This is a genomic window from Janthinobacterium sp. NKUCC06_STL, assembly GCF_019345455.1.
GTDB classification, from domain to species: domain Bacteria; phylum Pseudomonadota; class Gammaproteobacteria; order Burkholderiales; family Burkholderiaceae_D; genus Janthinobacterium; species Janthinobacterium rivuli.
The window spans coordinates 251,645-275,957 of the sequence record NZ_JAHKQY010000002.1 but is presented as its reverse complement, the minus strand read 5'-3'; the positions used below and the strand labels follow the sequence as shown (position 1 = coordinate 275,957).

Genomic DNA, 24,313 nt, shown 5'->3' with positions numbered 1-24,313 from the left:
CTTATGCTATTTGAAGTTGGCAAGACGGCGGCGCGGTATCGGCCGGCGCCCCCGCGGCGCACTGCATGAGGCCGCTCAAGCCGCCCGATTTCAGGGTCGCCGCGTCGGCGCAAAAGCCGAACACGCCCTGCACGCTGGCCGACGCCGGCGAGCGGTAACAGGCGGTGTCGCGCCCGTGCACCAGCAGCGCCAGGCCAAGCTTGCCGTCGAGGCAATCGGGCACCTGGTACACATACACCTGCAGCGCGCCGGCCTGGAGCACGAATTGCGGATCGAGGTCGTCCTCCCCGGCATACGCCGGGTCGGCGGGATCGTCGGTCCAGCGCGCCTGCACGCGTGGCCGGACCGAGCCGCCGACCAGCACCGCCACCGTCGACACCTGCTCGAAGAACAGGGTTTCGAGCCAGCCCTGCCCCAGGCTGCCGTCGGCCTGGCGCACCTGGTTGCCCTTGAGGACGTCGCTGGCCAGGATCTGGCCGCGCTGCGGTTTTTTCAGCACCGGCGCCGCTTCCGGACGCAGCAGGCAGCCGTCGGCCTGGAAGTAATAATGGTTCAGGCGCGTCCAGTCGCTGTCGTGGTACCAGCCGGCAACGCCGTCCGGGCTGGCGTCGCCGGCGATCACCACCAGCTCGCTGGTGGCGGCTGGCAGCTCGTGGTATGCGCCGCACGCCGGATCGGCGAGGCGCAGCTGCAGCGGCTCCTCGTAGCGGTTGAAGGCGAGCAGGCGCAGCGCCAGGTTGCCGCGCAGCTCCACGCTGCGCGCGGCGTCGTCGCCGAGGCGCACGATGCTGGTCGCGCCCGGCGCCAGGGTCAGGTGCAGCTTGCCGGCCACCTTGGCAGCGAACTGGCCGAGGCCGGCCACCCATTTGGCGCGGCTGCGGTAGCGCATCAGTGGCAAGGCGGTGTCGCCCTTGCCCAGCGCGTGCCGGGTGGCGCCGGCCCGGTAGCGCCGGCTGTGGCCGATCACCCGGCTGGCGCTCACGGCGGCGGGCGCTTCCGCGGCGACCCGCGGCGCCGCCTGCGCCATCGTGGTCGAGGCAGTGATCACCGGCGCGAGATCCATGCCGAGCGGCGCGATGCTGGGCGGCGACTGGAAAATGTTGCCGACGTTGTGTTGCAGCACCGACAGGTTGGGCGCCTCCAGCGCCGGCTGGCCAAACAGGCGCAGCGCGGCCAGGATGTCGTTGCGCAGCAGCACGACCAGCGGGTCCATGATGGTCGAAGCGATCACCTCGGCGCGGTCGGTTTGGAGCGGCTCCGCCTGGGCCGGGTAGTTCGGCGTCCAGGCGAACGGCAGCGGCAGCGGACCCAACGTGACGAAGGCCAGCGTGGCCATGTCCATCGGGCCGACCGGCGCATACAGCAACACCTGGGAGGCCTGCAGGGTGGCGCCCAGGATGGTGCCGGGAATCGACTTCGCCTGCGGGATGCCATTCGGATCGAAGGAGTTCTTCGACCACAGCGCATCGGGCGAGCTGCTTTGCTGCATGCCCACGTCGATCAGGCGCGCATCCAGGTCGATCGCTTCCCAGGTATTGTCCTTGACGGACCAGCCCAGCACGGTCAAGGTCAACGGCGTCGTCACGGTGACTTGCGCCATCGGCTGGATGCCGATGGCCGGACCGCTGAAGCTGGCGGCGGCGCCGGCGAAGCGCAAGGTGGTCGCCGGAACGACGGTGCCGACGGTGAGCGCGAACGGACTCTGGATCACCCAGCCGACATCCGGGTAGTCGCCGATCAGGCCGCGCGTCACTTGCGGCTTGAGCACGGCGTAGGCCTGGGTCAGCGCCGGGGTCGGCGCCTGCTGCGCCAGCGCCATCAGCGCGGCCGGGGCTGTTCTGGCGGCCACCGGCGCCGTGTCGATGCTCAGCGCGGGCAGGAAGCTGAGCTGGAAGGCGTCCCAGTCGAGCGGATTGGTGCCGGGCTGGGCCTGCTTGCTGTCGCCGAACGGGATCGTAAACGAAATCACGTACCAGTCGACCCCGACCTCGCCGGCGATCGGCGGGCCCCACAGAACCAGGCGGGCGCCGATCTGGGCCGTCAGCGACAGCTTGACGCCGGCCACTTCGGTCTCGAATCCGGCGCCGACGGTGATGTAGGCCTCGAGCTTGAAATAGAAAGGCTGCCACTGGATCAGGAAATCGACGCCGGCGGCGAACCAGGCGCGCAGTGGGCCGCTTTCGAACAACACTTTCAGGTAGCCGCCAGCCATGATGGCCGACGGGGTCAGCGCGAAATAGGCGCCGCCGTTGATGTTGAGCGAACCGATCGGCATGGCCATCGGCCAGTTGAAACCCAGGCGCGGCACGACCGGATAGTTCTCGGGCACGCTGAAGGCCGGGTTGTAGCCGCCCAGGGTGATGACGAAGTCGCCCGCGTAGAGGCCGTCATACCAGACGATGGCCGCGAAGCCGCCCGTCAACTGGCAATCCTTGGACAACACGAAGGAGTTCGGCGTCAGTTGCGCGCGCACCGACACCACGCCGTCGCTGGGACGGAACGAGACCAGCAAGCCCAGTTCCACGTAGGCGAGCGCATTGGCCGGCTTGGCCTTGGGCGGGAACGAGGCAGAGCTGATGCCGATCAGGTCGATCGAGAACTCGCGCCCGAACTTGACGATCAGCAGCGCGAACGAGTTGAGCATCTGGAAGCTGGTGAACTGGATGCCGCCTGCGGCCCAGTATTGCCCGATTTCAGGATAGACCACCTTGGAAAGCACGCTCAGGGCCGAATCCGGCGTCGCGCCCGAGCCGAACACGCTGCTGTCGATGGCGCCCTGCACCAGCGGGAATTCGGCGATGTCGCCCACGTCCGGGATGCGCAGGTTGCGGTTGTAGCCGAAACCGGCGGCCAGGCCGTTGATGAAGAAGGCCGGGGTGGGCCCGAGCGGGATGTTCAGATTGACGAAGATGAACAGCGAGGCGGCCGTCGGGCCGTCCGGCCTGGCCGGGTCGAGCGGCACCAGCGCGTACGAGCCGAGCGCCAGCAGGCCGAAGGAGCCGGCCTTGACGGTGGCGTAGCCGTCGTAGCTGAGCGGGTTGTCCTGCTTGAGGAAGCCGCCGGCGATTTCCACGCCACCGCCGCTGAACTGGATGTCGATGCCGGCCAGGTCCATGCTGTAGGCGCTCGGGTCGAGCGGGGTCTTGACAGGCACGCCGACGGACAGCGAATCGAGGCCGATGAACAGGCCCGCCATGGTGACGTTGCCGTCGAACAGCATGTCGAGCAGATACTTGTCCTGCTCCCAGCCGACCCCGATCTGGCTGGCGTACAGGGGGCCGAAGCTGCGCTGCACCGGGAACCACACCTGGGTGCCCTCGCTGCCGTCGCCGCTGAACAGCTCGACGTACAAATCGTTGACATAGGAGGTGCGCACCGAGAAGCCGGGATTGGCGACCGGGTTGGCCGACTGCGGCGAGGCATCGCTGCCGGAGCCGAGCAGGTTTTCCGCCACCGGATTGGCCTTCCCGCCCGGCACGGCCACGTTGGGCGCGAGCGAAATGCCTATATCGCTGAGCATCACGCCCCCGCCGAACGACGTGACCTGGCTGGGTTTGGCGAAGTCGAAGGTGATCAGGCCGCGCGGCGCGACCGCGCCCAGGCTGAAGCGGCTCATCTGGACCAGGTTCTGGCCTTCCTTGCCATGGAAATCCATGCCGATGTTGACCAGTTCAAGCAGCAATTTCCTGAATTCCGGCGAGTCCGTGCTGATCGGCACGTACAGCGAGACGCCGCCCTTCAGGTCTGGGTCGCCGCCGGCCTTGGCGATCCATTCGGTGTCTTCGTCGCCCAGCTGCAAGGTCACGTAGGGCACGGCGGCCAGTTCCAGGCCGGGCACCATCACGCGCAGGCCGAAATAGTCGCTGCCGTCGCTGCGCGGACCGAGCCAGATGCCGCCGGTCTTGCCGATGCTGACCAGCTGGAACTGCTGGGCCAACATGGCGCGCAGGAAACGGGCCAGGAATTGCTCAATGGTCAGGCTTTCCAGCGCGGACAGGCTGTTGAGCATGTACAGCTTGTCTTCCTGGATCATCAGTTGCGAGGCCAGCAAAATGGTGGCGGCGCTCGGCCCCTTGTCCGACGAGAACAGCGGTTGCTCCATCCACTTGCTGACGGCGGCCTGGTTCAGCACCAGGATCGACAGGTAGCGCGGCACGATGTTGAGCAGGATCGATTCGAGCCAGTCAACGACATCCTGGCTCCATTGGGTCGTATCGGGTTGACCGAAGAAGGTCGGCAGCAATTCGCGGTAGTAGCTGCTGGCGGCCAGCGCCGTGCCGGCCGGGTCGACGCCGAGCAGGAACTTGCTGCTGAGCATGTCGAACTGCATCGACAGTTTCGGTCCGCAGCCGTCCTGCAGCGGCGCCAGGATGGCCAGCTGGAAGTTCAGCTGCGGCTTGACCGGGCTGACCGGCGTGCCGTCGGCCAGCACCGGAATGCCGATCCCGGTGGGCGCGATCTCGAGCACAATGCTGTCGCCGGTGGGCAGGTTCAGTTCGACCCACAGGCCGACCTGCAAAGTGCCCGACAGGGTTTGCACCCCCGTCACCAGGGTGACCGGCAGGCTGGCCGATGGCTTGTAGCGCAACAGGCCGGCATCGGTCTCGATGCTGGCGAAATACGGCTTGAGCAGGCCGGCCACGGCTTGCACGGTGGCCGGCGCATTGGCGCTCGACAGGCGTGCGGACAGCCACGCGAGCGCCGCGCTGCCGACCGCGTCCGCGCCCTCCTCGCTGACCGCGATCAGCTGCTGGACCAGCTGCGGCACCTGCAGTTCGTCCGAGGCGCTGCGCAGGCTGGCCACGAAGGCGGCCGCGCCGCCGGCGGCCAGTTCGTCCAGCAGCACGGCGGTCAGTTGCTTGAGCAAGGCTTGCGCGGCTTGCTGCGCGGCCTCGACCACCAGCGTTTGCCATCCGGGGAACGGCAGTATCTGGAAATTCTGCCCGCTCTCGAGCTGCCTGGCCGACAGGTGGAACACCTTGTCGTAGGCGGCCTGGAGCACCAGCGTGGTGTCGCCCGCGACCTTGCCGCTGAGCGAGACCGTGCCAGCCAGGCCGGGCTGGAAGTTCGGCCCCAGCGACAGCGAGAACGCCAGCGTCAGCAACTCGACGCCGTCGGCCAGCGCCAGCGTCTTGCCGGCTGCGAGGCCGGGCGTGATGATGAATGTCTGCGCGGCAACGTCAGCCACCAGCTCGATTTGCTGGCTGTACGGCAAACCGAAAATGCACAGGCCGCCCGTGATCGGCTTGATGCCGACGCCGCTGGAGGCCTGCGAGGCGACCGTGATGGTGGAGAACACGCGCGCCAGGGCGGCGATGTTGAGCTGGCCATTAGCGCCGAGCACGGCGTCGCCCAGCAGCCAGCCGAGCGGATCGCCGAACAGGCCGAGCGGCGACTTGGTGAACCACAGGCCGGTGGCGCTGTCCTGGAATGCCAGCCCGAGCGCCGACATGGCGGTGCGCGCGACCGGATAGGCGTTGAGCAGCTGGGCGTCGACCACTTGCCCGAAAAAGGTCGAGAGCGCGAAATTGGGCGCCAGCGCGATGGTTTGCTCGAGGAACAGCGCGGCGTCGAAGGGATACAGGGTCAGCGGCAGCGGCATTGGCTGGGTGCCGTCGCCCCAGCACAGTTCAACCGCGAACGCGGCCCTGGGCGCCGCGGCGACCGTGACGGCCAGCTTGGAGCGCACTTCGAGCTGCACTTGCGCGCAATACAGGCCCAGTTCGGCGCTCAATTCGCTGCTGCGCAGGTCGAACCCCATTGCCCCGCTGATCTGCAGGAAGTTGCCCCACATCGGCAGCGCGTCGGCCAGCAGGCTGACCTGGATCAGCGCGCCCTCCGACACCGACAGTTGCACCGGCCCCACGATCACCGGCTCGATCTGCGAGCACAGTTCGGCGCTCAGCTGGGCCACGCGCGCCGGGTCATCCATCAGCGCGGTAAAACGGCTTTCCAGTTGCGCCGCCGGATTGGCGGCCAGCGCCACCCAGTCGTACAGGCAGGGGGCGAAGCCGCTGTCCTGGTCCTGTACCAGTTGCAGCGCGTGTAACAGTTGCAGCATCGGCAGCGGCAGCGCCGGAATCGTGATGCCGATGATGGATTCGAGCAGCGCCACCGCCTGGGCCCGGCTATCGGCATCCTGGAACAGCGCGATGCCGCGTTCGATGAAGTAATTGAGCGGATCGGCCAGCATCGCGGTCCAGCCGGCCGAATCGACGCCGGCCAGTGCATCGGCCCTGGACAGCGGGACGACCAGGTTCATCAGGCCCAGCACCTGGTAGGCGTTGCTGATGGCGGCGTTGCCCAGCAACGGCGTGACGAACTGGCCCACGCCCACGTTCAGCAGGCCATAGAACACGGCCACCCATTCGCTGCTCTCGTGCGTCAACTGGTCCAGGTCGTAGACCAGCGTGTCGTCCCCGCTATGCATGGTCAGCAGCACCTGCGGCTGCAGCACGAGGCTGCCCTGGTCGAGCGCCATGTCGATCCCGAGCCGCATCGACACGAGCGTCTTGACGGTGCCGTCGGTGCTCGGCACCACGACGGGCGTTTGCGGCGTGAGCAGGGTCTGCAGGCGCAAGCCTGGCAGGTAGTTGCTCTGCGGCGCGGCGCCCGTCAGGGGCACTTCGACGAAGCGCAGCAGCAGGTCGGTGCTGGTGTCGACACCGAGGGCGCTGAAGCTGAAGCTGCGCTGCAAGCCCAGGCCGAGGGTCTGGCCAAGGGCCGACGTCCACACGGCCAGGTCCAGGTCGCCCGGCAGGTCGACCGCCACCGCGAACGGCGCGGCGTAGCTGCCGCTGCCCGACACCGACGGGATTGGCGCGCCGTCGCTGACGGCCCAGCCCAGCAAGGACATGGCCGCTTCCGTGTAGTCCGCCTGCGCCAGCAGCGCCGAGATCTGGCGCTTGACGTCACCGACCGGGTCGGTGAAGCCGTCCGGCTTCATCACCGGCATCGTGGCCGGCCAGCTCAGGCCGGCGGGCACGAAGGCGCCCAGGTTCGGCAGCAGACCGAGCAAGGCGTTGAGCGCGAGGCCGGGACGGTTGCTGGTGCGGTACACGGCCACGCCGGACAGGGCGGTGACGATGGGCGCGAATATCTGTCCCTGCTTCGTGACGAGTTCATCGAGCGAATCGGCGTCCGAGAACACCATGTCCTGCCCGACCGGCATCGAGGTGCCGTCGACGATGATGGCCGGCTGGCCGACGGCGACGTTCCAGTGCCAACTGTCGTAGGGCGACCAGCTGCCGCTGAAGGAGGCGCCGTCGACGCTGACGGCGGCGCCGGCGACGGCCGGCGTGACGAGGGTTTGCGGCAGCGCGATGTGCGCGGCGATGCCCGGAAATATGCACGCCTGCACCGGCGCGCCGTTACCGAACTGCATGCTCAGCGCGTACACGTCGATGCCGATGTCCAGCGTTTGCAGGCTGGCGTAACTGATGTCCGGGCTCAGTTGCAGGCCCAAGGTGAGACGGTTGGCGCCGCCGGCCTGGCTTTCCACATACGCCAGCAGGGATGCCGGCAGGCTGGCTTCCGTGAGCGTAAACAGCCACGGGTCGGCCGCCTGCCCCTTGCCGCTCACGCTGCTCGTGACGCCGGTCTGGTCGAACAAGGCGCCGGCCGCCCGCAGCAGCCAGTACACGGGCAATTGCCCGTCGACCAGGGTGCCGCCTTGCAGCAGCGCGCTGTAATACGTGCTGAACGCGGCCACCGGGTTCTGGAACGAGGTGACCATTTGCGCGGCGCTGAACGGCGGCGCCAGCGTGGCCGGCCAGCTCACGCCCGCCTCCAGGTCCGGCGCGATCACGCCGAGAAGGATGGCGGCCTGGCGCCCATAGGAGGAGCCGCCGGCCAGGCCGAACACGCCCTGCAGGGCAGCGTCGACCAGGGTGTACAACTCCGTGATCGCCTGCTCGACCAGGGTGCCAGGCTGGGTCAGGTCGATCTGCGCGTATTGCCCATTTGGCGTCGATACATCGACCAGCTGGAACGCGGGCACCACCTTCATCGCCGCGGTACTGCTTTGCAAGACCGAAACTCCGCCAGTCAGGCTGCCAAAGCTGTACTGTTCGCCGCCCACGCTGCCGGCGAACAGCGGCTTGCCGGCGTCGGTGCTGGTCAGCGCGATGCCGACATTGAGGTTGAGGAAACTGGTGCTCACGCCAAGCTGGCCGGTGGTGGCCAGCGAAAACTGGGCCAGGTCGAGCTGGGCCTGGATCAGGATGTGCGCCGGCGCCGTGCCCAGTTGCTGGCCCTTGCCGCGGAAATTGAGGCCCGGCAGCAGGTAGCGGGTGCCGAGCGCGTCGACCTGGGTGACCATGGTCAGCGCCAGCGCGCCGTAGGCCGGCTCACTCAGCAGCGGCACCATGAACGGCGCGGCCACGCTGCCGTCGCCAGCCACCTCGGGCGCGGCCACGCCGAGCAAGGCGCCGATCGCGCCCATCCAGGCCGGGAATGCGGCCTCGTCGGCCAGCAGGCTGTTGAACCAGGCGACGAAGGGCGCGCCCAGCGAGGCGCCCGCCTTCGCTTGCGACAGCAGCGTGTCCCAGCGCAGCAGCGGCAGGCGTACCGCCGAATCGGGGACGATGGGCGACAGGCCCAGGATCGGCAACAGGTTGCTGGCGCGATTGTCCTGGCTCAGCACTTGCTGCAAGGCCGAGACGAACAAGGTCGACACCGTGCTCAGCCATTCCTGCGGCGTGATCTGGGCGATCTGGCTCAGGTTGCGGTCGGCCGGGACCAGTTCGGTCGGCAATTGCAGTTGCATCACCACCACCGACAGGTCGACCGACGGCGCACCCAGGTCGAGCTGGGCGCTGAACTTGACGCCGTTGAACGACAGGCCGTTGCTATTGATGATATTTTGCCCACCCGCGGCGGCGAACTGCACGCCCATGTTGAGCGGGAAGTCGCTGTTCCCCAGCACCATGTGCATGCCGCCCTGCCCGATTTTCAAGACCGGCAGCAAGCCCCAGGCGCTGACCTCGATGTCGCTGACGCCGTCGGCCACGCCCTGGGCCGCGAAATCCCACTGGTGCAGCACGCCGATGCCGAATACCTGGTCGCTGTTGACGAGGTCCGGATTGACGGCGTAATTGACGAGGTAAAAACCGGTCGCCGTCAGGCTGCCCGGATACGGGATCGGATTCCACACGCCCATGCTGCCCAGGTCCTGGGCCGGCAAGCCGAGCGCGCTGGCCGACACTTCGCCGAGCAGCTCGGCGAACAGTTCGGCGATCGTCGCGCCGTTGGTCGACAGATTGTCCCCGGTCAGATTCATGGGGTTCTGGAACCAGTCCGGATTGAGCTCGTAGCTGTTGGCCTGGCCCTGGACCGCGCGCAGAATGCCGATCGCGATGCCCAGCTTGAGCAGCGTGGGCGCCAGTTGCGACGCGTCGAAGGTGGCCGCGCTACCCACGATGGGCCTCACAAGAGAACGTGTTGATGAACATCATTTACTCCCGTTGCATGAGCTTCAAGGACTGTTTCCGTCAAACCAACTTTACTTCGACCACTCCGGGCGTGCCGGCCGAACCGGGATTGCCCGGCAGACCGGGCTGGCCGAATGCGCCATCCGGATGGCCCATCCCGGGAATGCCGGGCGCGCCGCCGGCGCCGGCCGTGCCGCCCGGTATCTGGTCGGCCCGGGTGGTGAAGCTGGCGCCCGGATCGATCGCCTCGATCCACACCCGCAGGCGCCCGCCGTTGCCGCCGGAACCGCCATGGCCGCCGGGTCCGCCGGCCGCGCCGGCGCCGCCCGCCGCCATCTTCCTGGTGGCCGGATCGATGCCCCCCTGTCCGCCCTGGCCGCCCTTGCCGCCGGCGCCGCCATCGCCGCCCTTGCCCGCGCTGACTTCGAACAGCGTGTTGCCGCCCAGGCGCGCGATGGTGATGAGCGCGTCGGGACTGTCGAGGCCGCGACTGCCGTTCCCGCCGGCGCCGCCAAAGGTGCCGGGGCCGCCCGGGGTATGGCTGTCAACGCCGTTCACGCCCGTTGCGCCCCGCGATCCGGCCGGGCCGGCCTGGCCGTCGGGGGCGGTCAGCAAGACCACCCTGGTTCCGCCCGGCGCCGCGCCGGGGCACCATTGATCGACCACAAGATCGGTGTTGGCCGTCAGGACGAGGCGCGCGTCGTCCGCCATCGACAGCGATGCGAGCACCAGGACCACGCGCTGCCCGGCCCTGCCACTCACCAGCAAGCGTTGCCCCGGCCCGAGGGTCAGTGCGCTCAACGCGAACACGGCCGCCTGCCTCGGTCCGACCGACTGGGGCGCCAGGTCGGACTGCGCGGGATCCCCGCTCAGGGCCAGGCCGGCATGCACCGGCCCGGCCAGCGCGGCCGGATCGACCCCGTAGTACTCCAGCTGGCGCAGAAAATACGGCGACATCGCGCGTCGCGTCACAGCGTCCATCGTTCAGCTCCCTGGATTGAGAAGGTCGATATAGTTGTACAAGCCGTGGAAAGTGCTGCCGTTGTAGCTGTCGAAATCACCTCCCGACAACGGCACGGGCGTGCCCAGGGTTTGCGGCGCGCCCAGCAGTTGCAAGGCGGGCATGATGTCGAGCGTCCTGGCCACCTGAAAATTGCAACTGCCCAGACGGCTCAAGCCATAGTTGCGCGAGAACGTGAGATCGGCCGCCGGTCCGGTGCCGAAGGTGTAGACCGAAGCGACCGTGCGATTGCCGACCAGCGGATTGGTCAGGATGTCGACCGCCATCAGGTTGGCCAGCGCGCCGCCGCAGTCGTGCCCGGTCAGGATCACCGGCTTGTTGCCCAGCACGTTGAGCGCGGCGCGCAGGCTGTCGCGGCCGCTGGCATACAGGTCGACCAGGGGCTGGGCATATTTCCCGTAATTGCCGCCGAGCCAGGCTGGCGAGGACGGGGCGGCATTGCTCACGAGGGTGATCAGTTCGATCCACGTGAACGTGCCGCGCAGCGCAATGACGAGCGTGTCGGGGCCCTCGAACAGGCTGGCCCAGACCGTCGCGCCCACGCTCAGGTTTTGCTGCAGCACGTAGGGGCTGTAAGTGAAAGCCAGGGTGCTGCCCGGATGCTGGGCCATCTGGTAGGGGATGGCCGACAGCTTGGCCATCGCAAAGGCCAGCAGCGGATCGAATCCGGGCACCACGGCCGTTGTGCCCGCGCCGTCATTGATGGGGGCCACCCCGGTCAGCAATTGCTGGTAGTACGGACCGTCGCGCTCGACCCAGGGCGAATCGTAGGTCGGGATCGCCATGGCCAGATTTTGCTGCGCGCCGGCCTGGACGTAGCCGCTGGCCGGCAGCGGCTGCGACGGAAACAGGTCGGCCGGCGCCTGCACCCGGTAGGCCGCCGGCACCATGCTGGCGAACGAGGCGGCGAAGGCGGCGTCGGCGAAGGGCGGGCAGGAATACACGTAGGACTGCAAACTGGTCACCGGCGATGGCGACAGGGTCTTGTTTGGCCGCAGGTCGAGCGACGCCAATTGCGCCACCGGCGCGCCCGGTCCGAGGCCGACCACCACCAGCGGCAACGTGGTGGCGAAGGCAGGAATGGTCCGCTGGATCTTGGCCAGGTCTACCCACAGCGACCTGCGGATGGACTGGTACATGGTTTCGAAGCCACCGTCGGCCGAGATCGCCGCAGCGGTGCCGACGACGCTGCTCGGCACCAGGAACAAGGAATGGTTGTCGGGCGTGTAGAAGGCGATGAAATCGCTCCACAGCGCGCCGAGCACCAGCACGCACATGGTCGGCGAGGAAGCTGGGCTGACCGCCAGGAAGTACTGGCAGCCGCCCATCGAAGCGGCGCCGGTGTAGCTGTATGCCAGACCCCAGTCGGACGGCAGGTACAGGTTTGCCAGCGACGCGTTGGCCAAGGCGGCCAGCGGCACCAGTTCGGCTGCCAGCGCGGCGTCGTAGGACTCGAGGGCGGCGTCGGCCATCATGCCGCCACCGCTGTTTGACTCTGCAGGATCAGCACCGCGCCGACGGCGCCGGCCACGCCGGGGTTGCCGCTCGCGCCGGCCACTCCGGCGTTGCCGCTGGCCGCGTTGCTCGGATCGCTGGTGCTCGAGGCGACTTCGTTGGCGCCGCCCAGGCCGCCGGCGCCGCCCAGGCCGCCCAGTCCGCCGGGACCGGCCAGCCCGCCGGTCGAGATCGCCACAATCGGTTGGCTCATGGTGGTGTAGGTGATGGTGACGCCGCCACCGCTGCCGCCAGACCCGGCATTGCCGCCGATGCCGCCATTGCCGCCATTGCCGCCGATGCCGCCGACCGCCGTGCTGCACTCGGGCGATTTGCCGCCGGACGCCTCCAGGCAACTCGTTTCGACCGAAGCCGGCATTTGCCCGGCCGCGCCGCCGAGCCCGCCGAGTCCGCCCACGCCGCCCGCGCCGCCTGCGGCGCCCGCGCCACCGGTCGAGGAGATCGTCAGCAAGCCCTCGACGCTGCCGACGACCATCGTGAAGGTGGGTGCCGGCCAGCCCGGCCCGCCGGGCGAACCATTATTGCCAAAGCCGCCAGGTCCGCCGGCGCTCCCGTTGCTGGAACAGTTGCAGCACTTTCCAGACGTCAAGCTGCCCGCCGTACCGGCGGCCCCCGCCGTGCCAGCGGCGCCGGCGGCGGCGTCCGGGACCGGAATCGCATCCTGGCCAAGCAGACGTATCACTGCAGTGCTGCCATCAAAAGTAGTCATCTCTTCTCCCTTTCAAGACCCCGCGCTGGCTTGCGCGGGGAGGTCACCCACAGTCGTGAAGCTGCCCTTACGCCGGTTGCAGACGCGCCGAGAGGGTACCTGGAGAACCGGTGATGCCGGGCACGCCTGCCGTGCCGGGGTTCCCGGCCGTGCCGCCGCCGGTGCCACCGCTGCCGGCCGCGCCGCCGGCGCCCGACGCGCCGCCCGAGCCGGCGGCGATCGATGAGGTGTCGATCGAAAACGTGGTGTCGGATGTGATCGAGGTGTAATAGATCGTCACGTTCGGCCCGTTGGCGCCATTGCCGCCATTGCCGCCGTTGCCGCCATTGGCGCCATTACCGGACGGGGTGCCGGCGTATGAGTTATTGCAGGGCGCAGCCGCCGCCCCGGCCGCGTTGCCGCCATTGCCGCCATTCCCGCCAGCCTTGCCGGCGCCGCCTTTGCCACCCACGCCGCCGATGTAGGTCACCTGGATCGGACCGGAGATCGCGCCCAGCGAAAACACCGAGGTGCCGGAAATGGAACCGTCCGCGCCCCGGGTGCCGGCACTGCCCGCAGTGCCGTTGCCGCTGGCCGTGGCGGCCACCGGCGAAGGATTGTTGCAATCGCAGTTATTGCCGCTCGGCGAGCCTTGCACGGCATTGCCGCCGTTGCTGCCGTTGGTGCCGGCCGTGCCGTCGGTGCCGTCGCTGCCGTTGGCACCCCGGAAGTTAATGGTCGGAACGGTGCCGCCGGTACCGCCCAACGCTGTCTGGCCGTTGAATACCTGCGAATCCATCTGGGCGGCGGTGACGACCTGGATACTGCCGCCCGGCTCCACCGTCACGACGCCGAAATTGTACAAACCGATCTGGTCGGAATCGAGCACCAGCGGATTGGCGGCGGTGATCGTGATGTCCTGGGCTGCGTAGACCGCCAGCGACATCGGAAAATGGATCGCGTTGATGATCGCCTCGTAATCCTTGACCTTGTTCGAGTTGCCCACCAGGAAAGCGTGCAAGGCCTGCACCACCGCCGCCTTCTGGGTCTCGGTCATGAAGTTCTCGATCAAAGCCACGTCGCGCCCGTGGGACGACAGCGGCGGCAGCGCCAGCTCCGAGAGCGGTTGCGGATACCTGACCTGGGCATCGCTTTCCAGCCCGCGCACATAATCTTCGTCCTTGCAGGCGCACAGGGCCTTCAATTGCGCCACATTGGCGACCTTGAGAATGTTCGCGGGAGGAAAAGTCGAATTGGCGGCAGGATGCCCGCAGTGCAGGCCGTCCTCGGCGCCGGAGGTCGTCACGCTGGTCTGAATCTTGCTCGGATCCACGCCGAGCTGGGCGCAGCGCGCATTGAATTTCGCTACTTGCTCGTCGCTCAGATCTTTAAAGTGTTTAACCATCATCTCGCTCCTTCAGATTGGATAAAAATCCGTCAAGTCATCAGCCATATTATGGGAATGAAGCCATTCATTAATATTCGCGATCTCGACACGAAACATCAACTGCCTGTGATATTGAAAATAAAACGTGACAATTACGACATTCTCGGTGACGAGATCAGGAAACGATGGTCATGGTTTGCACATTCATCTGCAATGTGGACCGCGCCTCGATATAGCCGCCCGGCTGCACCGTGACCGTGCCGAATATCAGGCTGGTGGGCGCGCTCGAATTGTCGACCAGCAATGGATTGGCAGCCGTGATTTCCAGGTCGGTCACCGCGTAGACGGCCATTTGTAGCGGAAAGTGCAGCGTGTTGATGTAGTCTTCGTACTCCGCGACGCGGCTTGAATCACCGAGCAGGTAGGCGTTCATGGCGTCGGAAACGGCTTGGAATTGCGGGCGCGAGAGGCTGTTGCGCAGCTTGACGGACTTCCCGCCAAATGCGGCCAGGTCCGGCATCGCCATCTCGGCCAGCGGCGTGGGGTAGCTGACCTCGGCCGCACCGGTGGCGCCGAGAACATCGTCCACGCCTTCACCACGGCCCAGGGCTTTCAGCTGTTTTATGCTGTCGACCTGGACGATATTATCGGGCGGGAAAGCGGAACTGGCCGCCGGATGGCCGCACAAGACGCCCTTGCCCATATTTTCGGTTGATAATGTCGCCCGAACGGCGGTTGGATCGATGCCATGGCGCCGGCATGTGGACTTGAATTGCTCTTGTTGATTCCAGGACAAGTCATTAAACAGTATTGTCATCATCGCACCCTTCAAGAATGAATCGGGAAATGAACTGGGAAAAGCCATGCTGGAAGTGCGTGAAACTGTCGAATGGCCGTAAATCAAGCACATTGCTCATTTCCGTCATGCCAGTGAATAATATAATCATAAAAAAATGCTAAAAACACTCGCATTGTCACAATTACAAATTTATTTTTAAATCATCCAGACGCGGCGCCGGAGGCTAGTCTCCGGCCGATAAGACAGGCGGAATTTAGCCGGCAACGTGGCTCAGATGCCCTTGCAAATCCGTGAAAAAAAAAGGGGGGGGTAATTTTCAGTGCAGCTTAACGCGGCGGCAGACGGCCACATCCCACCCGCGCCAGCACCAGCTCGATCAGCTCCGCGATCAAGGGCCGGAACGTGGCCGCATCGCCGCCCTGCCCCAGCATGACGGTGCGCGTGGTCAGGTGCGAAAAAACAGCATCGAAGAGGATCTGCGGCAGGTTGGAAAACGAGGTATCGGGCGCGATGCGGCCCTGGGTGCGCTGCTGTTCCAGCAGGCGCAGGATCAATGCATGCCACACTTGCGGGCCGTGTTCGTACCAGGTGAGGCCCACGGCCGGCACGGCGGCGGCACCCGTGACGACGAGGCGGTAGAAATCCACGTGGCGGCGGCTGGTGACGACGGCCACCAGTTCATCGAGAATCAGCTGCAAGCCCTGCTCCAGGCCGACTTGCGAGGTATCGAGCTGGCGTAGCGCGATGATGAAATCGGCGCACAGGTATTCGACCACGGCCACCAGCAGCTCCTGCTTGCTGCCGAAATAGCGGTAGGCGGTGGCTTTCGAGCCGCCCGCCTCGGCCACGATGGCGTCCATGCTGACGCCGTCGTAGCCGGAGTCAAGAAAGAGTCTGGATGCCGCCACCAGCAGCTTGCGCCGCCGCTCCTCGCTTCGGGTACTCGGGGAAGCTGGAACGGTGCGCAACTGGGGCATGAAGCAAACTCTTACTGTGTCTTGGGAAGCGCGTATGCTATCACGTAATCCCCCCGGTCCGGGCTCTGGCGGGCGCCGCCCGCGACCACCACGACGTACTGGCGGCCCGAGGCTGGCGACACATACGTCATCGGCGTGCCTTGCGAACCGACCGGCATGCGCGCCTTCCACACTTCACGGCCGGTGGCGATATCCATGGCGCGCAAATAATAATCCTGCGTGCCCGCATAAAACACCAGGCCGGACGCCGTGCTCATGCCGCCGCCCAGGGTCGGCATGCCCAGCGGGATGGGCAGCCTGGCGCGCACGCCGTTGATGACGGCATCCTGCACCGTGCCGGCCGGACGCTCCCACACTTTTTTCTTCGTCTTGAGGTCGATGGCGGCGAACACGCCCCACGGCGGGCTTTGGCACGGTATGCCCAGCGGCGAATTGAAGGCCTTGTGGTCGATGACGAACGGCGTGCCATCCATCGGATAGGTGCTGCCCACGCCGTGGCCAGCCGTCAGCTTGGCCACGTCCACCGTTTCGCGCGGCACCAGCCTGACCACTTGCGGCATGCGGATATCGTTGACGAACATATAGCCATTGCTTTCATCGACGGCCGCGCCGCCCCAGTTGAAGCCGCCGTAATAGCCCGGATAGATCAAGGTTTCGCGGGTGCTCGGCGCCGTGAACTCGCCCTGGTAATTGAGCTTGCGGAAGCTGATGCGGCAGGCCAGCTGGTCGAAGAAGGTGGCGCCCCACATGTCGCGCTCCGTCAGCGTGTCCGCACCGAGGGCCGGCATGCCGGTGGAGTATGGCTGCGTTTTGGATACCCAGTCGCCGGCCGCGTGCTCTTGCGGCACGGGTTTTTCCACCACGTCCGCAATCGGTTTGCCCGTGCGGCGGTCCAGCATGAAGATCTGGCCACGCTTGGTCAGCTGCACCAGCGCGGGAATTTTGCCGCCCTTGCCGTCCGGGACGTCGTACAGGGCTGGCTGCGCGGCCACGTCGTAATCCCAGATATCATGGTGGACGGTCTGATACGTCCAGCGCTCGCGGCCCGTGGCCATGTCGAGGGCAACGATGGCCGACGCGTATTTTTCCGTCAGCGGCGGACGCTTGCCGCCCCAGAAGTCCGGCTGCTCGTTCCCCGTCGGCAGGTAGACCAGGCCCAGCGCATCGTCGAACGCGGGCGCCGACCACATGTTCGGCGTGCTGCGCGTGTAGGTCTGCCCTTCCGGCGGCAGCTTGGTGATGGCCGGATTGCCCAGGTCCCAGGCCCACACCAGTTCCCCCGTGTCGGCGCTGTAGGCACGCACGACGCCCGACGGTTCATCGGTGGAGCGACCGTCAAAGACCCAGCCGCCGAGGATGATCAGGTTGCGCGCCACCGTGGGCGCGGACGTGTAGGCGTAGTACGGCACGTTCATCTTGACCTTGCCCAGGCCGACGGTCAGGTCGACGGAACCCTTGTCGCCGAAGCCCTCGCACTGCTTGCCCGTCTGCGCGTCGATCTGAATCAGGCGCGCATCCATGGTCACTTGCACGATGCGTTTGGCGCACACGCCCGCCACCGGCGCGCTGTCCGCTGGCATGCCGTCAAAGTGAAATGGCTTTGTCACTTTGGCCGGCTCGTAGTAAGCCACGCCGCGGCAGCGGTTCCACGTTTTGATGTTGGCCGGCTTCGGGTCGAAGGTCCAGCGTTCCTTGCCCGTGTCCGCGTCCAGCGCGATGACCTTGCTCGTCGGCGTACACGTGTAGATGGTGTCGCCGATCTGCAGCGGCGTGTTTTGCGATTCGGACGCGCCTTCGGCCAGCTCGCCCGAGCGGTAGGTCCACGCCACTTGCAGCTGGTCGACATTCTGCCTGTCGATCTGCGTGTACGGCGCGAAGCGCGTGCCCTTCGGCCCATAGCCGTAATGCGCCCAGTTGGCGCTGCCGCCGTTCACCGGCGCCAGCGCATCCTGCTGCGGCTGCACGGTGGCATCGAGCACGCCGTGCGGCTGGAACATGGCGGCGAAACCGGCCACCAGCACAACGGCGAACAAGGCCGCGAAGCCGCGCGACTGGCCAGTGTGCTTGCGCCCCGCCAGCCACGGATGCAGCAAGGCGGCCACCAGACCGATGACGAGGAACGGCGCCAGGCGCGGCACCATGGGCCAGAAGGCAAAACCGATTTCCCACACGGCCCAGGCCAGGGTGGCGATGACCAGCACGGCGACAACGCCGCTGGCGATGGGTTTGCGGCGCAGATACAGCACGCCGGCGAAGAGCAAGCCGAGACCGGCCAGCAGGTAATACCAGGAACCGCCGAGGGTAATGAGTTCGATGCCGCCCGCCGCCAGGGCCAGGCCGGAAAAGCCAAGAAAAGCGCCAAAAACCGTCAAGGCAAGCCGCTTGCCCCTGAAGACCGCCGGGATCACCGGCGCCCCTTTATTTACTGAAGTGTCCATTTTTTATCCATGACGCCTCCCCTGCCCAGGCAAATACGCCGGGGATGGCTGGTTTTTTCAAATCTACGTAGTGAAACTGTACTGTACGGTTTCATTTTATGCCGATTTTTGATGCAAGGAAAGAAAATTTGACGCAGGAGCTTGATTTTTGGCGGGGATGGGAGGAGGTGCTGCCGGTTTTGACGTTTAAACAAACGCCGTTGGAACGCTCGAAAAACGCCCAGGGCTAGGCGCCGCGTCGAAGACAGTACGAATAGTACGGCGAGACGCGGCAACAACGCCCTGGGCTTTTTCTCGAGCGTTACAAAGAGGCCATATCGATCACGAAGCGATAGCGTACATCGCTTTTGACCACGCGCTCAAACGCCTCATTGATATCCTGAATGCGGATGATCTCGATGTCCGACACAATATTGTGCTTGCCGCAGAAATCCAGCATTTCCTGGGTTTCCTTGATCGAGCCGATCATGGAGCCGGACAGGCTGCGGCGCGCGCCCACCAGGCCGAAGGCGTTCACGGGCGGTACGGCGCCGTCCGGGATGCCGACGATGACCATGTTGCCGTCGACTTTCAGCAGGTTGATGTACTGGTTCCAGTCGATCGACGCGCCCACGGTGCAGATGATCAAATCAAACGTGCCGGCCAGTTTGCTGAACGTTTCCGCGTCGTTGGTGGCGTAGTAATGGTCGGCGCCCAGGCGCAGGCCGTCTTCGCGCTTCGACAAAGTCTGGCTCAGCACCGTCACTTCGGCGCCCATGGCGTGGGCGATCTTGACGCCCATGTGGCCCAGGCCGCCCATGCCCAGGATGGCGACCTGCTTGCCAGGGCCGGCTTTCCAGTGGTTCAGCGGCGAGTACAAGGTGATGCCGGCGCACAGCAGCGGCGCGGCCGCGTCCAGCGGCAGGTTGTCGGGAATCGACAGCACATAGCCTTCCTTGACGACGATGCTGTCCGAGTAGCCGCCCTGCGTGGCCGTCTTGCCGTCCGCTTCCAGGCCGTTGTAGGTCTGGATCAGGCCTGGCATGTACTGTTCCAGGTCCACGTTGCGCGTCTTGCAGGTGGTGCAGGAATCAACGAAGCAGCCCACGCCCACGTGGTCGCCCACCTTGAACTTGCTGACGTTGGCGCCGACGGCCGTGACGACGCCGGCGATTTCATGGCCGGGCACCATCGGGAAGGCGGCGCCACCCCATTCGTCGCGCGCCTGGTGGATGTCGGAGTGGCACACGCCGCAGTATTTGATCGAGATGGCCACGTCGTCTTCGCGCGGGGCGCGGCGCTCGAACGTGAACGGTTGCAGTGCGGAAGTCGGGCCCAGTGCGGCGTAGCCTTTGGCGATGGTGGTCATGAAAACTCCTGTATCTAGATGTGTTTGACGAGGGGGACGCGTGCCATGCAGGCGATTGCACAAGTGTGCCCGAGAAGCCGGCCCGCCGTTACCGCGATCCTGCAAGACCTTTGCACGATCCTCCAAATCTGCGTAAGATCAGCCCCTGCCCTACTTCGCCTCACGCATACTGAACACCATGTCCACGCCACTTACTCCACAAGATGAAATCGCCGCCCTGATCAGCCGCCACGCGCCGCGCACGGGCGACTACGCGACGGCCATCGGCAACCTCAGTTTCCACCGCCAGTCCTCGGTGACGGAATCGCTGTTCCATGCGGCGCGCCCCAGCGTGGCCATCATCGCGCAGGGGGCGAAAGACGTCACCCTGGGCAGCGAAACCTTCCATTACAGCCGCATGCAGTATCTGCTGACGTCCGTCGACCTGCCGGTGCAAGTGCGCGTGGTGGAAGCGAGCGAAGACAAGCCGCACCTGTGCGTGGTGCTCGGCATCGACATCGCCGACGTGGCCGCGCTGCTCGATAGCGAAAGCAGCAGCGACAGCGCGGCGCAGCAGAAAATCCTGCCCGCCACGCGCGGCATTTCCGTCAGCGACGTGTCGGCCGAGCTGCTCGACGCCATGCTGCGCCTCGTGCGCCTGCTCGACAAACCGGGCGAGATCGCCGCGCTGGCGCCGTTGATCCGCCGCGAGCTGACGTACCGCCTGCTCAATGGCCCCGTCGGCGCGCGTCTGCGCCACATGGCGCTGGCCAGCAGCCAGTCGCACCAGGTGGGGCAAGCCATCGACTGGATCAAGCACAATTATTGCGAGCCGCTGCGCATCGAGCACCTGGCCGGCATGGCGAACATGAGCATGTCGTCGCTGCACCACCACTTCAAGGCGATTACGGCCATGACGCCGATGCAGTACCAGAAGCTGCTGCGGCTGCAGGAAGCGCGGCGCCTGATGCTGGTCGAGCAGATCGACGCGGGCACGGCCGGCTACCGGGTCGGCTACGCCAGCGAATCGCAGTTCAGCCGCGAATACAGCCGCCAGTTTGGCCGCGCGCCCATGCGCGACGTGGGCCAGGTGCGTGCGCAGCTGAGCGGAGCCACAGCCTACTCCGTCTTGCCGTAAGCGCCGCCGCCCGGCGTCTCGATCACGAACACGTCGCCCGCCTGCATATCCGTCTTGCCGATATGGGGCAGGTGTTCCACCGTACCGTCCGCCCGCTCCACGTAATTGCGCCCCAGCGCGCCCGCCGCGCCGCCGTCCATGCCGAAAGGCGGATAGATGCGATTGTTCGACAGGATCGCCGCCGTCATCGGTTCCAGGAAGCGCACCCGGCGCACGCCGCCATTGCCGCCGTGCCAGCGTCCCGCCCCGCCCGACCCTGCGCGGATGCTGTAGCTGTCCAGCCGCACGGGAAAGCGCCACTCGAGGATTTCAGGGTCCGTCAGGCGCGAATTGGTCATGTTCGTCTGCACCACGTCCGTGCCGTCAAACCCTGGGCCGGCGCCCGAGCCGCCCGATATCGTCTCGTAATACTGGTACTTTTCACTGCCGAAGGTGAAATTGTTCATCGTCCCCTGCGACGCGGCCATGGCCCCCAGCGCGCCATACAGGGCGTTGGTGATGCAGGTCGAAGTTTCCACATTGCCCGACACGACGGAGGCCGGATACTGCGGGTTGAGCATGGAGCCGGACGGGATGATCACCGTGAGCGGCTTCAGGCAGCCGGCATTCAGGGGAATCTCGTCGTCGACCAGGGTGCGGAACACGTACAGCACGGCCGCCATGCAGACGGCGGACGGCGCGTTGAAGTTGTTCGGCAACTGGCTGGACGTTCCCGTGAAGTCGATGACGGCGCTGCGCCGCGCCACGTCGACCCTGATCGCCACCTGAATGCGCGCGCCGTTGTCCAGGTCCAGCGCATAGCTGCCATCTTTCAAGGTCGTGATGACCCTGCGCACGGCTTCCTCGGCATTGTCCTGCACGTGGCCCATGTAGGCCTGCACGACAGCCAAGCCGAAATGCGCGACCATCTTGTGCAGTTCTTCGGCGCCCTTCTGGTTGGCCGCCACCTGGGCGCGCAGGTCAGCCACATTCTGCTGCGGATTGCGGGCCGGCCAGCTGGCGCCCGCCAGCAGGGCCAGGGTTTCGTCTTCCCGCAACAAACCCGTGGCGCCGTCGACCAGCTTGAAATTGTCGATCAACACGCCCTCTTCCTCGATGCGTGTGGAGTCGGGCGGCATGGAGCCCGGCGTGGTGCCGCCAATATCCGCATGGTGGCCGCGCGAGCCGACATAGAACAGGATGGCGCCGCCCGCTTCATCGAACACGGGCGAGATCACCGTCACGTCGGGCAGATGCGTGCCGCCGTGATAAGGATCGTTCAGCATGAAGACGTCGCCCGGCCGCATGGTTCCCGCATTGCGCGTCATGACGGTGCGGATGCTCTCGCCCATGGAGCCCAGGTGCACGGGCATGTGCGGCGCGTTGGCGATCAAATGGCCTTGCGCATCGAAGATGGCGCAGCTGAAATCGAGCCGTTCCTTGATGTTGACGGAGTGCGCCGTATTTTGCAGGCGCAGCCCCATCTGCTCGGCGATCGACATGAACAGATTATTGAAAATTTCCAGCATCACGGGGTCGGCATTGGTCGCTGTTGTCAAACCCTTGGCACGCCGCTCGGGCAAGGCAGCGACCCTGCGCAAGACCAGATGGCCGTGCGCCGTGACGTCCGCGCGCCAGCCCGGCTCGATGACCGTGGTGGCATTGGCGTCGCTGACGATGGCCGGGCCATCGATAGTATCACCAGGGCGCAAGCTGTCCGCCGCATACAGGCCGCTTGGCCGCCACGCGCCGGCGCAATACATGTCCACCGTCTGCACGGGCGCCAACCCACCCGCGCGCGCCGCATAGGCCGGCACGGCCACTTGCGGCGCATCGGACGCGCCGATGGCTTCCACGGAAATGGCCTCGACGATCAGGGCGCGCGCCGGCATCAAAAAGGAAAAGCGTTTTTTATATGCTGCCTCAAACTGCGCCTGCATGCTCGTTACCGTATCGAACAGCACGACGAGGGGCGAATCCGTGCCCTCATAGCGCAGGTGCACGCGCGACACCAGCGCGACGCGCTCCCCTTCCACACCCTGACGCAGCAAGTCGCCGCGCGCCAGTTCGCCCAGTTGCGCAAATTCGCCAGCCATATCCGCGCCCAGGACCGCCTCGATGGCGCGCTCGCGCATGGCGCTCTGGTCGGCCAGACCCATGCCGTAGGCCGACATCACGCCGGCCAGGCTGTGGATGAAGACCGTGCGCATGCCCAGCGCGTCGGCCACCAGGCAGGCATGCTGGCCGCCCGCGCCGCCAAAGCTGGTGAGCGTGTATTCGGTGACGTCGTGGCCGCGCTGCACGGAAATCTGCTTGATGGCGTTGGCCATGTTGCCGACCGCGATGGCGATATAGCCTTCGGCTACCTGCTCCGGCGTCGAGTTCACCGTGCGCGCCAGCGCCTCGAACTGGGCCCGCACGGTGGCCGCATCCAGCGCTTCATTCGCGTCGGGGCCGAAGACGCGGGGGAAGAAGGCGGGCTGCAGCTTGCCCAGCATGACGTTGCAGTCGGTGACGGCCAGCGGGCCGCCGCGCCGGTAGCTGGCGGGGCCGGGATTGGCGCCCGCGCTGTCCGGCCCCACCTTGTAGCGGGCGCCGTCGAAATGCAGGATGGAGCCGCCGCCGGCAGCCACCGTGTGGATGCTCATCATGGGAGCGCGCATGCGCACGCCGGCGATCTGCGTCTCGAACACTCGTTCGAATTCGCCCGCGTAATGCGACACGTCCGTGGAGGTGCCGCCCATGTCGAAGCCGATGACTTTATCGAAGCCGGCCAGCGCGCTGGCGCGCACCATGCCGACGATGCCGCCGGCCGGGCCGGACAGAATGCTGTCCTTGCCCTGGAAGGCGCGCGCATCCGTCAAGCCGCCGTTCGACTGCATGAATTGCAGATGCACGCCGGGCAGCTCCATCGCCAGTTGGTCGACATAGCGGCGCAAAATCGGCGACAGATAGGCGTCGACCACGGTGGTGTCGCCGCGCGCCACCAGTTTCATCATGGGGCTGACCTCGTGCGACACGGACACCTGCGTAAAACCGGCTTCGCGCGCCAGCTGCGCCACCCGCGCCTCGTGCGCGTGATAGCGGTAGCCGTGCATCAGCACGACCGCGATGGCGCGCACGCCACGCGCATGCGCATTTGCCAGCGCCGTGCGCGCGGCCGCCTCGTCGAGCGGTGTCACGACGTCGCCATGGGCGCCCACGCGCTCATCGATCTCGATCACGTCGCCGTACAACAGTTCCGGCACAATGATCTGACGCGCGAACAGCTGCGGGCGGTTCTGATAGGCGATGCGCAAGGCGTCGCGAAAACCGCGCGTGATGGCCAGCACGGTGGGCTCGCCCTTGCGTTCGAGCAGCGCATTGGTGGCCACCGTCGTGCCCATCTTGATGGCGCCCACCCGTTCCACGGGCAGCGGCGCGTCAGGCGCCAGGTCCATCAGCTGGCGCATGCCGGCCAGCGCCGCGTCGCGGTACTGGCCCGGGTTCTCAGACAGCAGTTTATGCGTGGCCAGGCTGCCGTCAGGACGGCGCGCCACGATGTCCGTAAAGGTGCCGCCCCGGTCGATCCAGAATTGCCAGTCCATCGTCCTGCCCCCGCGCTTATGTGAGA

General features: G+C 66.2%; 11 protein-coding genes. 1 reads left to right on the top strand and 10 read right to left on the bottom strand.

The window, feature by feature from the left end:
* Position 1 precedes the first annotated feature (1 nt).
* The 9 genes from KO539_RS10185 to KO539_RS10145 form a co-directional block, all read right to left on the bottom strand.
* Positions 2–9,418, bottom strand: coding sequence for a DUF6603 domain-containing protein (locus KO539_RS10185; RefSeq protein ID WP_219308961.1), 9,417 nt, complete (start codon positions 9,416–9,418; stop codon positions 2–4).
* 73 nt (positions 9,419–9,491) lie between these two features.
* Positions 9,492–10,412: a hypothetical protein gene (locus KO539_RS30180; protein ID WP_257626223.1), complete on the bottom strand. Its 921-nt coding sequence runs from the start codon at positions 10,410–10,412 to the stop codon at positions 9,492–9,494.
* Between the two features lie 3 nt (positions 10,413–10,415).
* Positions 10,416–11,927 (bottom strand): hypothetical protein, encoded by a 1,512-nt coding sequence (locus tag KO539_RS10175; protein ID WP_219308959.1) that lies wholly within the window; start codon positions 11,925–11,927, stop codon positions 10,416–10,418.
* Positions 11,924–12,676, bottom strand: a complete 753-nt coding sequence (locus KO539_RS10170; protein WP_219308957.1) for a hypothetical protein — start codon at positions 12,674–12,676, stop codon at positions 11,924–11,926. Before KO539_RS10170 ends, KO539_RS10175 begins: the two co-directional genes overlap by 4 nt.
* Positions 12,677–12,743: 67 nt before the next feature.
* Complete coding sequence (locus tag KO539_RS10165) at positions 12,744–14,060, bottom strand: hypothetical protein (RefSeq protein WP_219308955.1); 1,317 nt, start codon at positions 14,058–14,060, stop codon at positions 12,744–12,746.
* A gap of 157 nt (positions 14,061–14,217) precedes the next feature.
* Positions 14,218–14,907, bottom strand: coding sequence for a hypothetical protein (locus KO539_RS10160; protein ID WP_219308952.1), 690 nt, complete (start codon positions 14,905–14,907; stop codon positions 14,218–14,220).
* A gap of 260 nt (positions 14,908–15,167) precedes the next feature.
* Entirely contained in the window at positions 15,168–15,818 is a 651-nt protein-coding gene (locus KO539_RS10155) for a TetR/AcrR family transcriptional regulator (protein WP_219308950.1), read from the bottom strand.
* A gap of 11 nt (positions 15,819–15,829) precedes the next feature.
* Positions 15,830–18,256 (bottom strand): membrane-bound PQQ-dependent dehydrogenase, glucose/quinate/shikimate family, encoded by a 2,427-nt coding sequence (locus KO539_RS10150; protein ID WP_257626222.1) that lies wholly within the window; start codon positions 18,254–18,256, stop codon positions 15,830–15,832.
* 301 nt (positions 18,257–18,557) lie between these two features.
* Positions 18,558–19,604 carry an NAD(P)-dependent alcohol dehydrogenase gene (locus KO539_RS10145; RefSeq protein ID WP_092716513.1) on the bottom strand — a complete coding sequence of 349 codons (1,047 nt, stop codon included), beginning with the start codon at positions 19,602–19,604 and terminating at the stop codon, positions 18,558–18,560.
* Between the two features lie 178 nt (positions 19,605–19,782).
* On the opposite strand from KO539_RS10145, the gene KO539_RS10140 reads away from it, so the two are divergent.
* A complete protein-coding gene (locus KO539_RS10140) occupies positions 19,783–20,721 on the top strand; it encodes an AraC family transcriptional regulator (RefSeq protein WP_219308948.1) in 939 nt (312 codons plus the stop codon).
* On the opposite strand, the gene KO539_RS10135 is transcribed toward KO539_RS10140, so the two are convergent.
* Complete coding sequence (locus tag KO539_RS10135) at positions 20,703–24,287, bottom strand: hydantoinase B/oxoprolinase family protein (protein ID WP_219308946.1); 3,585 nt, start codon at positions 24,285–24,287, stop codon at positions 20,703–20,705. The genes KO539_RS10140 and KO539_RS10135 overlap by 19 nt on opposite strands.
* Between the last annotated feature and the right edge of the window lie 26 nt (positions 24,288–24,313).